This is a genomic window from Leifsonia sp. L25 (assembly GCF_050632895.1).
Map to the genome: position 1 here is coordinate 21,738 of NZ_JBODRZ010000001.1, position 15,577 is coordinate 37,314.

The following is a 15,577-nucleotide window of genomic DNA, read 5'->3' on the forward strand; positions in this document are numbered from 1 at the left end:
TGCTCGCTACAGCTCCTTGATCAGGTTGGTGATGCGGATGGTGCTGCAGCGGCGGCCCTGGTCGTCGGTGACGGCGATCTCGTGCGTCGTGAGGGTGCGGCCGAGGTGGATGGGCGTGCAGACGCCGGTCACGTAGCCGTCGGTCGCGGCGCGCGTGTGCGAGGCGTTGATCTCGATGCCGACGGCGAGCCGGCCTTCGCCGGCGTACAGGTTCGCCGACATCGACCCGAGGGACTCGCCGAGGACCACGTAGGCACCGCCGTGCAGCAGGTCCGCGGGCTGCGTGTTGCCGAGCACGGGCATCCGCGCGACGGCTCGCTCGATCGTGAACTCAACGATCTCGATGCCCATCTTGTCGGCGAGGGCGCCGAGCCCCTGCTGCTTCACGTACGCGAGCGCGTCCTCGGTCATCCTCTGCCTCTCCGCTGTGGGTCCGGGCCTCGTCGGCCGTCGTCCAGGACTGTCACCGGCCCCTTGTAGGCTTGCCTGGTGTCAGACTCCGAAAAGCCTACCCTTCTGATCATCGACGGCCATTCGCTGGCATTCCGGGCCTTCTACGCCCTCCCCGTCGACAGCTTCGTGAACCGCGAGGGGCAGCACACCAACGGCATCCACGGCTTCATCGCGATGCTGATCAACCTGCTCCAGCAGCAGCGTCCGACGCACCTCGCCGTCGCCTTCGACATCTCGCGCTACTCGTTCCGGACCCGCGAGTACCCGGAGTACAAGGGCACCCGCAACGAGACCCCGTCCGAGTTCGTCGGCCAGATCCCGCTGCTGGAGGAGGCCCTCCACGCGATGAACATCACCACCATCGCCAAGGAGGACTTCGAGGCCGACGACATCCTCGCCACGCTCGCCCGCCAGGGCCGTGAGCAGGGTTACCGCGTCCTCCTGGTCTCCGGCGACCGCGACACCATCCAGCTCGTCAACGACGACGTCACGCTGCTCTACCCGAACGTCCGAGGCGTCTCCGAGCTCAAGGTCTACGACCCCGCCGCGGTGCGCGAGCGCTACGGCGTCGAGCCGCACCAGTACCCGGAGATCGCGGCGCTGGTCGGCGAGACGAGCGACAACCTGATCGGCATCGACAAGGTCGGCGAGAAGACCGCGGTCAAGTGGGTGCAGCAGTACGGCACGGTGGAGAACATCGTCGCCCACGCCGACGAGATCAAGGGAGTCGTGGGCCAGAACCTCCGCGACCAGCAGGAGAACGCGCTGCGCAACCGCCGGCTCAACAAGCTGCTCGACGACGTGGAGCTGGAGGTCGGCCCGGCCGACCTCGAGCGCAAGCCGCTCAACGAGAACGCCGTGCGCGACATCTTCGCGCGCCTCCAGTTCAAGACCCTCCTCGACCGGCTGCTGAAGGCCGCGGCCGAGGACGGCACGCTCACCGGCGCGGGCGGCACGGCCCCCTCGGAGGGCGACGCCGGCGCGGTGAGCGCCCCGGTCGTCCGCACGCTCATCGACGAGGAGCTCGCGAACTGGCTCGAGAAGGCGTCTGCCGACGGCGCCGCGGTCGCGGTCCAGCTCGAGCTCGGCCCAGCGGGCATCAGCGGCTTCGGCCTCGCCGCCGCCGACGACACGGTCTACGTCCCGTGGGCTCCTGGTCGTCCCGACTACACGGCGCTGGAGGAGTGGCTGGCGAGCAGCGCTCCGAAGTACTTCTTCCACGCCAAGCCGCAGTTCAAGGCGCTGAGCCGTGCCGGCTTCGTGGTCGACGGGCTCGCCTTCGACACCCGGATCGCGTCCTGGCTGGTCAAGCCGGGCGCGGCGCCGCAGTCGCTGGCCGAGCAGGTGTACGAGGTGCTGGGCGAGACCCTGCCGGTCTCCGACCCGAACCAGCTCGTGCCGCTGAACGACGCGGTGAGCCCCGCGACCGAGGCCTGGTACATCCGCCGCGTCGCCGAGGGTCAGATGATCGCCCTCGACGCGGGCACCCGCGCCGTGCTCGACGACATCGAGCTCCCTCTGGTCGCGGTGCTGGCGGAGATGGAGCTCCACGGCGTCTCCATCGACACCGAGGTGCTGAGCCGCCTGCGCGGCCAGCTCACCGACAAAGCCAACGACTACGCCGCCCGCGCCTACGCGGAGGTCGGCCACGAACTCAACCTCGGCTCGCCCAAGCAGCTCCAGCAGGTGCTGTTCGACGAGCTCGGGATGCCGAAGACCCGCTCCACGAAGACCGGCTACTCGACCGACGCGCAGTCGCTGGCCGACCTCCAGGAGAGCAACCCGCACCCGTTCCTCGACCTGCTGCTCCAGCATCGAGACGCGACCAAGCTGAAGCAGATCGTGGAGACGCTGGAGCGCTCGGTCGGCTCGGACGACCGCATCCACACCACCTACGACCAGACCGGCACCAGCACGGGCCGAATCTCGTCCAACGACCCGAACCTCCAGAACATCCCGATCCGCACCGAGGAGGGCCGCGAGATCCGCTCGGCCTTCCGCTGCGCGCCGGAGTACGAGACGCTGCTGACCGCCGACTATTCGCAGATCGAGATGCGCATCATGGCGCACCTCTCCGAGGACCCGGGACTCATCGAGGCCTTCAACGCGGGGAGGACCTGCACCGCTTCGTCGGCGCGCGCGTGTTCGGCGTGGCGCCGGAGGACGTCACCCCGCTCATGCGCACCAAGGTCAAGGCGATGTCCTACGGTCTCGCCTACGGGCTCAGCCCGTTCGGCCTGTCCAAGCAGCTCCGCATCGAGACGAAGGAGGCGCGGGACCTGATGGCCGGCTACTTCGAGCGCTTCGGTGCTGTGCGCGACTACCTGCGCAGCGTCGTGGAGATCGCACGGGTCGACGGCTACACCGAGACGATCTTCGGCCGCCGCCGCCCGTTCGCCGACCTGACCTCCACCAACCGGGTGCTGCGCGAGAACGCCGAGCGTCAGGCGCTCAACGCGCCCATCCAGGGCTCGGCCGCCGACATCATGAAGATCGCCATGCTCGGCATCGCCGGCGACCTGATCGACCAGGACCTGAACTCCCGGATGCTCCTCCAGGTCCACGATGAGCTCATCTTCGAGGTCGCCCCCGGCGAGTGGGGCGCGCTGGAGGCGGTCGTCCGCACCCGCATGGCCGGCGCCGCCGACCTCCGCGTCCCCCTCGACGTGCAGATCGGCCGCGGCCCCAACTGGGAGGCCGCCGCCCACTGACCCCGTCGCCAGCCATCGCTTCCTCACTTCCTCCCGCGACACGCCGTGCGAAACCGGGAGAAAGTGAGGAAGCGATTGCTGCGGTGAGGGGGAAGATTCGGGTGCGTCCGCCTCGATAGGCTCGGGGCATGACGAACGCAGAGAAGCGCGAACCGACTCCGATCGACACGATCGCTGAGGAGTGGGTCGACACCCAGCTGGAGCTCCACCCCGAGTACCACGTCTGGCTCGGCCGACCCGGCCGTGAAGGCGAATACTCCGACTACTCCCCGGCCGGCGCCGAGCAGGCCATCGGCAAGGTGCGGGAGGCCCTGGCCACGATCCGGGCCGCCGAACCGGTTGACGACATCGACCGGGTCACCAAGATGGACCTGTCGCGCGACCTCGAGCTCACCATCGAGAAGCACGAGGCCGGCTTCAACCAGCGCGACCTCAACGTGATCGCCTCCCCGGCCCAGGAGCTCCGCGACATCTTCGACCTCGTCCCCACCGACACCGAGGAGGACTGGGCCAACGTCGCGACGCGACTGCACAACCTCCCCGCCGCGATGGACGGCTACATCGAGACCCTGCGCAGCGGCATCGCCAACGGCAACGTCCCGGCGATCCGTCAGGTGCGCGAGGTGCTCGCGCAGGCGAACAAGCAGGTCGCCGGCACCGGGTTCTTCTTCGACTTCACCGGCTCGGCGAAGACCCTCGACGGCGAGCTGCCCGCGTCCCTGAAGGCCGACCTGGCCGAGGGTGCGAAGGAGTCGGCCGCCGCTTACGCCACGCTCGCCGCGTTCTTGCAGGACGAGCTCGCCGCCCACGCGCCCGAGAAGGACGCCGTCGGTCGCGAGCTGTACTCCCTCGCCTCCCGCGACTTCCTCGGCGCGACCGTCGACCTGGACGAGACCTACGAGTGGGGCATCGAGGAGCTCGCGCGCATGGTCGCCGAGCAGGAGTCGATCGCGAACGAGATCAAGCCGGGCGCGACGGTCCACGAGGCCATCGCGTTCCTGGACGGCGACGCCTCCCGCAAGCTGCACGGCACCGACGCGCTGCAGCGCTGGATGCAGGAGACCAGCGACCGCGCCATCGAGGAGCTCGGCAAGACGCATTTCGACATCCCGGCCGAGATCCGCCGACTGGAGTGCATGATCGCCCCCACCCAGGAGGGCGGCATCTACTACACGGGCCCGAGCGACGACTTCGCGCGCGCCGGCCGGATGTGGTGGAGCGTCCCGGAGGGCGTCACGGAGTTCGACACCTGGCGCGAGTTGACCACCGTCTACCACGAGGGCGTCCCCGGCCACCACCTCCAGATCGCCCAGGCCACCTACAACAAGGCGCAGCTCAACTCCTGGCGCCGCATCGCGGGCACCTCGGGCCACGCTGAGGGCTGGGCGCTCTACGCGGAGCGCCTGATGGAGCAGCTCGGCTACCTGGACGACCCGGCCGACCGGCTCGGGATGCTCGACGGCCAGCGGATGCGCGCGGCCCGCGTCGTCCTCGACATCGGCGTCCACCTGGAGAAGCAGCTCCCGGACGGCTCCGGACCGTGGAGCGGCGAGTACGCCTTCGGCTTCCTGGCGGACAACGTGAACATGAACGAGGGCTTCGTCCGGTTCGAGGTGAACCGGTACCTCGGCTGGCCGGGGCAGGCGCCGTCGTACAAGATCGGTCAGCGGATCTGGGAGCAGCTCCGCGACGAGTACGCCCGCCGCGAGGGCGCCGCGTTCGACATCAAGGCGTTCCACAAGAAGGCGCTCGACATCGGCGGCGTCGGTCTGGACACGCTGAAGTCGGCGCTGCTCGACTGAGCGCCCCGGCGTCCGCAGAGAGCGCGTAGCCGCGATGACCTCCCCGTACCGGGCCGTGCTCGGCCCGGCGTTCGATGAGCTCCATCCGCGGCTGCGCGCCTACTTCGACGCCATCCCGGATGGTTCGGCCGGCACGGGCCGGGGCGTGTTCGACACCGTCGGCACGCCCCGGCGCTGGCTGTGGCCGGTGCTGGCGGTGTTCGGCCGGGCGCACGTGATGTTCCCGGTGTGGGAGCGCGCGGTGCCGTTCACGGTCGAGAACGTGCCCGTGAAGTCGGCCGACGGCGGCCCGGCGGTGCGCGCCGTGCGGCGGTTCGTGCTGCGGGGGCGCGTGCTCGACATGCGCGACGAGATCGGCGTGGACGGCTGGATGATCGTGGACCGACTCGGGTCGCCCGTCCTCGTGGAAGCCTTGTTCTCCGCCCGGGTGATCGACGGTGCGATTCGGCTGACTTCGCGCCGGGTCGCGGTGCGGGTGGGGAGGCTGCGGATCGTCGTCCCGCGCGCCGTCGCACCCGTCGTGGCCCTCACCGAGCGGTACGACGACGAGCGCGACGCGCAGTCCGTCTCCGTCGTCGTCCGCGTCCCGCTGATCGGTAGGGTGTACCAGTACGCGGGGACGTTCCGATACCAGGTCGGGCGCCGCGAGAGCGGCGGCGACGCCGCATCGGGGGAGTGAGTGAGCGAGCGCATCGTCATCGCCGGCGCGTCCGGCTTCATCGGACGCTATCTGGCGGAGCACTACCGCGCCGCGGGCGCGACGGTCCTGCTGGTCGGGCGCGACGGCGCCGACGCGCGCTGGGGCGACGCCGAGGCGCTGCGCCGGGTCGTCACCGGCGCCGACGTCCTGATCAACCTCGCGGGCAAGAGCGTGAACTGCCGCTACGGCGACGCGAACCGAGCCGAAATCTTCCGCTCCCGGCTCGACACCACGCGGGCGCTGCGGGAGGCCGTGGCGGCCTCCGACGCGCCGCCTCCCGTCTGGTTCAACGCCTCCACCGCGACCATCTACCGGCACGCCGAAGACCGGCCGATGACCGAGTCGACGGGCGAGCTCGGCACCGGCTTCTCGGTGAACGTGGCGCGCGCCTGGGAGGCCGAGTTCTTCGCGGGCGAGCTGCCCGGAACCCGCCGGATCGCGCTGCGGATGGCGATCGTGCTCGGCGATGGCTCGGCGCTCATCCCGCTCATCCGCCTGGCGCAGTTCGGCCTCGGCGGCCCGCAGCTCGACGGCCGCTGGTTCGCCACGACGGCGCGGCGCAACGCGGGCACCTTCCACGAGTTCCGCGCCCGCGGCGGCCGGCAGCGGTTCAGTTGGGTGCACATGGCCGACGTGCTCGGCTCGATCGAGTTCTTACGGCAGCATCCGGAGCTCGACGGCCCGGTCAACGTCGCCGCGCCGCACCCCTCGGACAACCGCACCTTCATGGCGACCCTGCGCCGCGTGCTGCGGGTTCCGGCCGGGCTCCCGGCGTTTCGGTGGATGCTGGAGCTCGGCACGGCGGTCATCCGCACCGAGACCGAGCTGGTGCTGAAGAGCCGCTGGGTGGTGCCCGAGCGCCTGCTCGCGGCGGGGTACACGTTCGCCTTCCCGGACCTGGAGCCCGCCCTCCGCGACATCGTCGTCGGACGCGAGTTGCCCCTTCCGCAGACCAGTCGGTAGACTAGACCGTCACTTGTGTGACATCCACATCCGCCTGCCGTTCGCGGAAGACACCCACAGAGGTTCGCGCTCGGCCTGATTTATGTCCATAACGGAGCATCTACTACATGACAACCGCAACGACCGACAAGGCACCGAAGCAGGTCGCAGTCAACGACATCGGTTCTGCTGAAGACTTTCTTGCCGCGGTCGAAAAGACGCTGAAGTTCTTCAACGACGGAGACCTCATCGAGGGAACCGTCGTCAAGATCGACCGCGACGAGGTCCTCCTCGACGTCGGCTACAAGACCGAGGGTGTCATCCCCTCCCGCGAGCTTTCCATCAAGCACGACGTCGACCCCAGCGAGGTCGTCGAGGTCGGCGACACCGTCGAGGCGCTCGTTCTCCAGAAGGAGGACAAGGAAGGCCGCCTCATCCTGTCCAAGAAGCGTGCGCAGTACGAGCGTGCGTGGGGCGACGTGGAGAAGATCAAGGAAGCCGACGGCGTCGTCACCGGTACGGTGATCGAGGTCGTCAAGGGCGGCCTGATCGTCGACATCGGCCTCCGCGGCTTCCTGCCGGCGTCGCTCATCGAGCTGCGCCGCGTCCGCGACCTGACCCCGTACCTGGGCCAGGAGATCGAGGCGAAGATCCTCGAGCTCGACAAGAACCGCAACAACGTGGTCCTGTCGCGCCGCGCGCTGCTGGAGCAGACCCAGTCGGAGTCCCGCACCACGTTCCTCAACAACCTGCACAAGGGCCAGGTCCGCAAGGGCGTCGTGTCCTCGATCGTCAACTTCGGCGCGTTCGTCGACCTGGGCGGCGTGGACGGCCTCGTGCACGTCTCCGAGCTCTCGTGGAAGCACATCGAGCACGCCTCGGAGGTCGTCGAGGTCGGCCAGGAGGTCACCGTCGAGATCCTCGAGGTCGACCTGGACCGCGAGCGCGTCTCGCTGTCGCTGAAGGCGACCCAGGAGGACCCGTGGCAGGTCTTCGCCCGCACCCACGCGATCGGTCAGGTCGCGCCGGGCAAGGTCACGAAGCTCGTCCCGTTCGGTGCGTTCGTCCGCGTCGCGGACGGCATCGAGGGCCTGGTGCACATCTCCGAGCTCTCCGGCAAGCACGTCGAGCTCGCGGAGCAGGTCGTGTCGGTCGGCGAAGAGGTCTTCGTCAAGGTCATCGACATCGACCTGGAGCGCCGCCGCATCTCGCTGTCGCTCAAGCAGGCGAACGAGGGCGTCGACCCCGAAGGCACCGAGTTCGACCCGGCCCTCTACGGCATGGTCACCGAGTACGACGACCAGGGGAACTACAAGTACCCCGAGGGCTTCGACCCGGAGACCAACGAGTGGAAGGAAGGCTTCGAGACCCAGCGCGACGAGTGGGAGCAGCAGTACGCCGCTGCCCAGGCTCGTTGGGAGGCGCACAAGCGCCAGGTCGCGAAGGGCATCGAGGAGGCGGCCGCCGACAGCGGTACCTCGTCCTACTCGAGCGAGACCGGCAACGGCGGCACCCTCGCCGACGACGAGTCCCTCGCCGCTCTGCGCGAGAAGCTCAGCTCCAACAACTGAGACCCGTCTCATCCGTGAACGGCCGGTCCCTTCGGGGGCCGGCCGTTCCGGCGTTACGCACCGCCTTTCCGCCGAAGGGCACCGCCCCTCAAACGGTCGTTGAGGGGCGTTGACGGGCTCCTCGGCGTTCGCAATAGGCTGGACATCGTGCAGCTCATCGGACTGACCGGCGGGATCGCCTCCGGAAAATCGACCATCGCCTCCCGTCTCGCCGAGCTCGGCGCCGTCGTCGTGGACGCCGACCGGATCGCCCGGGAGGTCGTCGAGCCGGGCACCCCCGCGCTGGCCGAGATCGCCGCGACGTTCGGCCCCGGCGTCATCGCCGCGGACGGCAGCCTCGACCGGCCGGCGCTCGGCGCGATCGTGTTCGGCGACGCGGGCGCCCTCCGGAAGCTCAACGGGATCACTCACCCGGCCGTGCTCGCCGCGTCGACTGCACGGTTCGAGGCCGCGGGCGCCGCCGATCCCGCGGCGATCGTCGTGTACGACGTGCCGTTGCTGGTCGAGTCGGCCAACGAGTACCCGTTCGACCTGGTGGTCGTCGCCCATGCCGACGCGGCGACGCGGATCGACCGGCTGGTGCGGCTGCGCGGGATGGACCAGGCGGAGGCCGAGCGCCGGATCGGGTCGCAGGCCTCCGACGAGGAGCGCCTGGCGGTGGCGGATGTGGTGATCGACACCGACGGGACGCTCGACCGCACGCGCGAGCAGGTGGACGAGCTGTGGGAGAGTCTGCGCTCCTGATCGGGGGCGGCGTTCCGCTCTCAGCGAGAGCGGGCCGCGATGTCGGTGGTCCTTCCTAGACTGGACTCATGCAAGCCACGCGTCTCGTCCGTCCGTTCGAGGTCGTCAGTGAATTCGCGCCCAGCGGCGACCAGCCCAAGGCCATCGCCGAGCTCGCCGCCCGCATCAACGCCGGTGAGACCGACGTCGTCCTCCTCGGTGCGACCGGTACCGGCAAGTCCGCGACCACCGCCTGGCTGGTCGAGCAGGTGCAGCGCCCGACGCTCGTCCTCGCCCACAACAAGACCCTCGCCGCGCAGCTCGCCAACGAGTTCCGCGAGCTGCTGCCCAACAACGCGGTCGAGTACTTCGTCTCGTACTACGACTACTACCAGCCCGAGGCCTACGTCCCGCAGACGGACACCTTCATCGAGAAGGACTCCTCCGTCAACGCGGAGGTCGAGCGATTGCGGCACTCGACCACCAACTCGCTGCTGAGCCGTCGCGATGTCGTCGTGGTCTCCACGGTCTCGTGCATCTACGGCCTCGGCGCCGCCGAGGAGTACCTGGAGGCGATGGTCGCCCTCCAGGTGGGCCAGAACGTCGGCCGCGACGCGCTCATCCGCCGGTTCGTCGCGATGCAGTACGAGCGCAACGACGTCGACTTCTCGCGCGGCAAGTTCCGCGTGCGGGGCGACACCATCGAGATCATCCCGATGTACGAGGAGCACGCGATCCGGGTCGAGTTGTTCGGCGACGAGATCGAGGCCCTCTATTCGTTGCATCCGCTGACCGGGGACGTGCTGCAGAAGATGGACGCCGTGTCGGTGTTCCCGGCGACCCACTACGCCGCCAGCCCCGTCACCATCCAGCGCGCCATCGGCACCATCCAGGAGGAGCTGCGCGAGCGGCTGCAGGAGCTGGAGCGCGAGGGCAAGCTGTTGGAGGCGCAGCGCCTACGGATGCGCACCCAGTTCGACCTGGAGATGATGGAGCAGATCGGCTTCTGCTCCGGCATCGAGAACTACTCGCGGCACATCGACGGCCGGCAGCCGGGCGAGGCGCCCAACTGCCTGCTCGACTACTTCCCGGACGACTTCCTCGTCGTGATCGACGAGTCGCACGTGACCGTGCCGCAGATCGGCGCGATGTACGAGGGCGACGCGTCGCGCAAGCGCACACTGGTCGAGCACGGCTTCCGGCTGCCCAGCGCGCTCGACAACCGGCCGCTGCGCTGGAACGAGTTCAAGGACCGGGTGGGCCAGACCGTGTACTTGTCCGCGACTCCCGGCAAGTACGAGATGGGCATCGCCGACGGCGTGGTCGAGCAGATCATCCGCCCGACCGGCCTGGTCGACCCGCAGATCGTCGTCAAGCCGACCAAGGGCCAGATCGACGACCTGCTCGAAGAGATCCGCGTCCGCGTCGAGCGCGACGAGCGCATCCTGGTCACCACGCTGACCAAGAAGATGGCGGAAGAGCTCACCGACTTCCTCGCGGAGGCCGGCGTGAAGGTCCGCTATCTGCACTCGGATGTGGACACCCTCCGCCGCGTGGAGCTGCTCACCGAGCTGCGCGCCGGCGTCTACGACGTGCTGGTCGGCATCAACCTCCTGCGCGAGGGGCTCGACCTGCCGGAGGTGTCGCTGGTGGCCATCCTCGACGCCGACAAGGAGGGATTCCTCCGCTCGTCGACGTCGCTCATCCAGACCATCGGCCGCGCCGCCCGAAACGTCTCGGGCGAAGTGCACATGTACGCCGACGTGCTGACGGACTCGATGAAGAACGCGATCGAGGAGACCGACCGCCGCCGCGAACTCCAGATCGAGTACAACCGCGCCAACGGCATCGACCCTCAACCGCTGCGCAAGCGCATCGCGGACATCACCGATGTACTGGCCCGCGAGGAGGCCGACACGGCCCGGATCCTCGCCGGTCGCGAGCAGCGCCGCAAGAGCCCGACGCCGAATCTGCGCAACGGCGGGATCGCCGCTCAGGGCGCGGCGGAACTGGAGTCGCTGATCGCCGACCTGAACGAGCAGATGCTCGCGGCGGCGGGCGAACTGAAGTTCGAGCTGGCGGCGCGGCTGCGCGACGAGCTGTCGGATCTGAAGCGGGACCTGCGGCAGATGGAGAAGGCAGGGCATCTGGGCTGACGTCCGGCCGCGCGCTGCCCGCGCGCTCCCGGTGCCTCCGCGCTACGGTGCCGTGTTGTGAGTGCGAGTGGCGGTGGTCCGGCCGCGCGCTCCCCACGCCTCCGCGCTACGGTGGCAGGGTGGGCTCGAAGGCGACGCGGACGCGGCAGCGGTGGGGGATGGTCACCGCCGCCGGGGTCTTGCTCGCCCTCTCCGGCGTGGCGCTCGCGTTCCAGGGCGCTCCCGTCTTCACCGGCCTCCGGTTCGCCCTGCCCTCCGCCGACCTCCAGCCGCACCCGGGTGAGCAGCGGGGCACCGGCACGCCGACCCCGCAGGAGATCCCGCACGAGACCCGCATCGACCTGACCTGGGTGACCTACGCGGTCATCGCGCTGATCGTCGTGGTCCTGCTCGCCCTGCTCTGGCGCTACCTTCGGCGGAGGCTGCGTCCCGAGTTCCCCGGCCTCAGCGGCGATGTCGACGGCTCCGCCGAGGGGACCGTCGCGCCCGAGCCGCCCGCGCAGCCGCGGCCGGAACCCGTCCGTCGCGGCCTCGACCGGGCCCTCGACCTGCTCGGCGAGGGCCGGGAGCCGCGGGACGCCATCGAGCGGGCGTGGCTCGGGTTGGAGGAAGGCGCCGCGGACAGCGGTGTCCACCGGCTCCCCGCCGAAACGCCGGGGGAGTTCGTCCGGCGCGTGCTCGCCCGCGTGGCCCCCGACCGCGACGCCGCCGGCGACCTCCTCGACCTGTATCTGCGCGCCCGGTTCAGCGACGCTCCCGTGACCGCGACCGACGTCGAGTCCGCCCGCACCGCGATCGAAGCGTTGCGCGCCTCGTGGGGGACCGCCGTGGCCGGCGGGACGCTCCGATGACCCGCGCTCGATTGCTCGGGCGCGCCGTCGGGTGTGTGCTCGCGGCCGCGGTCGTCGGGGTGGCGGCCTGGTTCTTCGGGATGGACGCCCCGCACTCCATCGGGCTCGGGTTCGTGGTGTTCGCTCTCGGCGCCGTGCTGTCGCTCCTCGGCGACCAGGCCGAAGTGACCTGGCCCGTCCCTTCGCCGCAGCCGCGGCCGGGCGCGCGCCGGGACGTCGTGCAGCTCGGCTGGTCGCTCGGCGCGCGCGGTGGACGGGTGTCGCCGGAGGCGGTCCGGCGCCTCCGCACGCTCGCCGCCGAGGTGCTCGACCGCTACGGCGTGCAGCTCGACGACGCGGGCGCCCAGCCGGAGGTCGTCCGGCTGCTGGGGCAGGAGTCCGCCGCCATGCTGCGGAAGGGCAGCGCGGCCGCCCCGCGCCCGAAGGAGTTCGCGGCGTCCCTGGCCGGGCTGGAGGCACTGGCCGCGCCCGGCGCTGCGCGGGACGACCGCGCCGCCGCCGCCGGCGGGGCGGTGCCGGCGGGGCGCTCGCCCACTGCCCCGCTCCCGGACGGCACCGTTCAGCAGTCTGGCGAACTGCCCACCGAACCTCTCCCTGCAGACACGACAGGAGCCGCATGATCCCGGAAACGTCGACCACCGCCACGTCGACCGCAGCTGCGTCGGCCACCGCCACGTCCGCCACCGCGACCTCTTCCGCCGACTCCGACGGGCTCGCCCCGCTTCCCGTCGCCGAGGTCGCCCGGCTCGGCGCCGAGGTCCTCGACCGAGTGGAGTCCGTCGTGGTCGGGATGCGCGAGCCCCTGCACATCGCGCTCGCCACCGTGCTCGCCGGCGGCCACGTGCTGTTCGAGGACGTGCCCGGCCTCGGCAAGACCCTCGCCGCGCGCAGCATCGCGAGCGCCGTCGGCCTCGACTTCCGGCGGTTGCAGTGCACACCCGACCTCCTCCCATCCGACATCACCGGCTCGTTCGTCTACGTGCCGTCGACCGCCGAGTTCGAGTTCCGGCCGGGGCCCGTGTTCACCGGGCTGTTCCTCGCTGACGAGATCAACCGCACCTCGCCGAAGACGCAGTCCGCGCTCCTGGAGGCGATGGCCGAGGGGCAGGTGTCCGTGGAGGGGCGCAGCTTCGCGCTGCCGCGGCCCTTCCACGTCGTCGCGACCGCGAACCCGATCGAGTCGGAAGGCACCTACGCCCTCCCGGAGGCGCAGCTCGACCGGTTCATGGTGCGCCTCGGCGTCGGCTACCCGGACGCGGACGGCGAGGCGCAGGTGCTCCTCGCCCGCGTCGCCCGACGGCACGAGGTCGCCACAGTCGAGCCCGTGACGGACGCCCGGACCCTCCTGGCGATGCAGGCGGGCGTCGAGCGCGTCGACGTCGATCCCGACATCGCCGCGTACTGCGTGCGCCTCGCCGCCGCCACCCGCCGGCACCGCTCCGTCGAGGTCGGCGCATCGCCGCGCGGATCGCAGGGTCTCCTGCTGGTGGCCCGGGCGCTGGCGGTGCTCGCCGGCCGCGACTTCGTCATCCCCGACGACGTCAAGCGGGTGGCCGTACCGGTGCTCGCGCACCGGCTGACACTGACCGTGCAGGCGTGGACCAGCGGCGTGAGCGCGTCGCAGGTGGTGCTGGAGGTCGTGTCCTCGGTACCGGGACCGCCGGCGGTGGGCGCGCGCGAGCGGCAGGCCGCTGACTGATGTCGCTGTGGTCGCGGGCGCGCATGCCCGGCCCGCGCGAGCGGAGCGAGGCGCCGGCCGGCGGGTCCGGGTGGGCGCTGAGCCCGGCGGTGACCGCGGCCGCGATCGTCGCCGCGGTGTGCCTGGTCGCCGCGTTCGTGCTGTCCCGGCCGGAGCTGGTGTTGGTCGCTGCTCCACTGCTGCTGGCGGCGGTGGTCGGCTGGTCGTCGCGGCCGGAGACCGCGGCCGCGCGCACCCGTGTGACGATCGCCGGCGACGACGCGGACGGCCGGGTGGGCGTGGACGCGGTGGCGGAGGCGGACGGCCGCGCGGACGGCGTGCACCTGCGCATCCACCGGGCGGACCGCCGTCCCGAGGACGCCGTGGTGACGCCCCGGGGGCCGCGCGGCTGCGCTTCCGTGTCGCCGTCTCGCACTCCGGGCCGCAACGGATTCTGTCGCTCGCCGCCCGTGGGATCGGCCCGGACGCCGCGTGGACCGGCGATCCCGGCTTTCCCGCCGTCGCCGAGCGCGTGGTGCGGCCGGCCTCGCAGCGGATCCGCAGCCTCCCGCTGCCCGCGCGCCTGCTCGGCCTGACCGGCGGCCACGTGTCCACGCGGCCGGGCGACGGCGGCGAGTTCCGGGACATCGACCGCTTCCGCCCGGGCGACCGGCTCCGCCGCATCGACTGGAAGGCGACCGCCCGCCTGGCGCAGCGTCCCGGTGAGCTCTACGTGCGGCGGACCACGGCGACCTCCGACGCCGCCGTGCAGCTCGTGCTGGACGCGCGCGACGACGTCCCTGGCGCGGTCGCAGGGTGGGCGGCGCCCTACCCGCGCCCGGGAGCGACCTCCCTCGACCTTGCGCGGGAGGCCGCGGTCTCGCTGGCCGGCGCGTACGCCGCGGCGTCCGACCGGGTCGGCTTCGACGACCTCTCCGACGCGAGCCGTGCACTGCCGCCGCGGGCCGGATCGCGGCACCTGCACCGGGTCCTGCGTGCGGTCGAACTGACCACCGCTCACGGGTCGGCGACCGAGCGCGCGCGGGCGCCGAGGCTCGCCCAGGGAGCGGTCGTGTTCGTGATGTCCACGTTCCTGGACGACCAGGCCATGCGGCTGGCGCTCACCTGGCGGGCTGCGGGGCACCGGGTGGTGGTGGTCGACGTGCTGCCGCCGCGGACCGTCGATGAGCTCCCGGCCCGGGAACGGCTGGCGCTGCGGGTCGTGGACCTCGAGCGCGGACTGCGCCTGGACCGCCTGCGGGCGGCAGGGGCGGAGCTGCTGCAGTGGGCGTCGCCGGAGCGCGACGCGGTGCTCCGGCGGCTGGCGACGCCGAGGAGGCGCGGATGAGCGGCATGGAGATCCCGCCCGCCCCCAGCCGTGACCTCGGCCTCACGGTGCCCGCCTGGTCCCTCCGGGTCGCGTTCGCCGTCGTGGCCGTCCCGCTCGCCGTCACCACCGCCCCCAGCGGCCCGTGGCCCGCCGTGGCGGTGCTCCTCACCGGGGTGGCTGTCGCCGTTCCGCGCTGGCGGGTCGCCTGGGTGCTCATCGCCGTGCTCGCGTTCTCCACGCTCCTCGAGCCGGGGAGGCTCACGCTCCGGCTGCTCGCCGTGATCGCCGCGGTTCACGTGCTGCATGTGCTCGCGGCGTGGATTCTCGTCGTTCCCGCGGGGGCGCTGCTGCAGCCGGCCGTGCTGCTGCCGTCGCTGCGACGCGTCGTTCTCATCCAGGTCCCGGTGCAGGCGTCCGCGATCGTGCTGCTGCTCGTCGCCCGGCCGTCCGCTGCGCCGTGGCTCGCGGTGGTCTCGGGAGGCGCTATCGTCGGCCTCGTCGCCCTCCTCGCTGCGCTGCTGCTCGCCCGGCCGAGGGCGTGAGACCGGCGCCGAATGCGAATGTCGGTGGTGCGGCGTACGCTCGCGCGTGGTCGCACACCCTCTGTCCGGGTTGTTAGAATCGAACAAAGATTCGAACTCGCCGACAGGGGCCTTCACA

At 71.2% G+C, this 15,577-nt stretch carries 13 protein-coding genes and 1 pseudogene; 13 read left to right on the forward strand and 1 reads right to left on the reverse strand.

What is annotated here, in order from left to right; genetic code table 11:
• Positions 1–6: 6 nt before the first annotated feature.
• Entirely contained in the window at positions 7–411 is a 405-nt protein-coding gene (locus tag ACRAWC_RS00150) for a hotdog fold thioesterase (protein WP_431345933.1), read from the reverse strand.
• Between the two features lie 78 nt (positions 412–489).
• On the opposite strand from ACRAWC_RS00150, the pseudogene polA reads away from it, so the two are divergent.
• The 13 genes and pseudogenes from polA (at position 490) to ACRAWC_RS00215 (ending at position 15,459) form a co-directional block, all read left to right on the forward strand.
• Positions 490–3,164 (forward strand): annotated as a pseudogene (gene polA / locus ACRAWC_RS00155) (DNA polymerase I).
• A 128-nt stretch (positions 3,165–3,292) separates the two neighbouring features.
• Positions 3,293–4,966 (forward strand): DUF885 domain-containing protein, encoded by a 1,674-nt coding sequence (locus tag ACRAWC_RS00160; protein ID WP_431345934.1) that lies wholly within the window; start codon positions 3,293–3,295, stop codon positions 4,964–4,966.
• 34 nt (positions 4,967–5,000) lie between these two features.
• Positions 5,001–5,645 carry a DUF4166 domain-containing protein gene (locus ACRAWC_RS00165; RefSeq protein ID WP_431345935.1) on the forward strand — a complete coding sequence of 215 codons (645 nt, stop codon included), beginning with the start codon at positions 5,001–5,003 and terminating at the stop codon, positions 5,643–5,645.
• Positions 5,646–6,629: an epimerase gene (locus tag ACRAWC_RS00170; protein WP_431345936.1), complete on the forward strand. Its 984-nt coding sequence runs from the start codon at positions 5,646–5,648 to the stop codon at positions 6,627–6,629.
• Positions 6,630–6,736: 107 nt separating this feature from the next.
• Positions 6,737–8,179 (forward strand): 30S ribosomal protein S1, encoded by a 1,443-nt coding sequence (gene rpsA / locus ACRAWC_RS00175; protein WP_431345937.1) that lies wholly within the window; start codon positions 6,737–6,739, stop codon positions 8,177–8,179.
• Between the two features lie 147 nt (positions 8,180–8,326).
• Complete coding sequence (gene coaE / locus ACRAWC_RS00180) at positions 8,327–8,923, forward strand: dephospho-CoA kinase (protein WP_431345938.1); 597 nt, start codon at positions 8,327–8,329, stop codon at positions 8,921–8,923.
• Positions 8,924–8,991: 68 nt separating this feature from the next.
• Complete coding sequence (gene uvrB, locus ACRAWC_RS00185; RefSeq protein WP_431345939.1) at positions 8,992–11,058, forward strand: excinuclease ABC subunit UvrB; 2,067 nt, start codon at positions 8,992–8,994, stop codon at positions 11,056–11,058.
• Positions 11,059–11,177: 119 nt separating this feature from the next.
• Positions 11,178–11,909, forward strand: coding sequence for a DUF4129 domain-containing protein (locus tag ACRAWC_RS00190; protein ID WP_431345940.1), 732 nt, complete (start codon positions 11,178–11,180; stop codon positions 11,907–11,909).
• Positions 11,906–12,529 carry a hypothetical protein gene (locus tag ACRAWC_RS00195; RefSeq protein WP_431345941.1) on the forward strand — a complete coding sequence of 208 codons (624 nt, stop codon included), beginning with the start codon at positions 11,906–11,908 and terminating at the stop codon, positions 12,527–12,529. The genes ACRAWC_RS00190 and ACRAWC_RS00195 overlap by 4 nt, the downstream gene beginning before the upstream one ends.
• The gene (locus ACRAWC_RS00200) at positions 12,526–13,608 is read left to right on the forward strand and encodes an AAA family ATPase (protein ID WP_431345942.1); all 1,083 of its coding nucleotides are present in this window, start codon (positions 12,526–12,528) and stop codon (positions 13,606–13,608) included. Before ACRAWC_RS00195 ends, ACRAWC_RS00200 begins: the two co-directional genes overlap by 4 nt.
• Complete coding sequence (locus tag ACRAWC_RS00205; protein WP_431345943.1) at positions 13,608–14,183, forward strand: hypothetical protein; 576 nt, start codon at positions 13,608–13,610, stop codon at positions 14,181–14,183. Before ACRAWC_RS00200 ends, ACRAWC_RS00205 begins: the two co-directional genes overlap by 1 nt.
• The gene (locus tag ACRAWC_RS00210) at positions 14,123–14,935 is read left to right on the forward strand and encodes a DUF58 domain-containing protein (protein ID WP_431345944.1); all 813 of its coding nucleotides are present in this window, start codon (positions 14,123–14,125) and stop codon (positions 14,933–14,935) included. The genes ACRAWC_RS00205 and ACRAWC_RS00210 overlap by 61 nt, the downstream gene beginning before the upstream one ends.
• A complete protein-coding gene (locus ACRAWC_RS00215) occupies positions 14,932–15,459 on the forward strand; it encodes a hypothetical protein (RefSeq protein WP_431345945.1) in 528 nt (175 codons plus the stop codon). The genes ACRAWC_RS00210 and ACRAWC_RS00215 overlap by 4 nt, the downstream gene beginning before the upstream one ends.
• Positions 15,460–15,577: the final 118 nt, after the last annotated feature.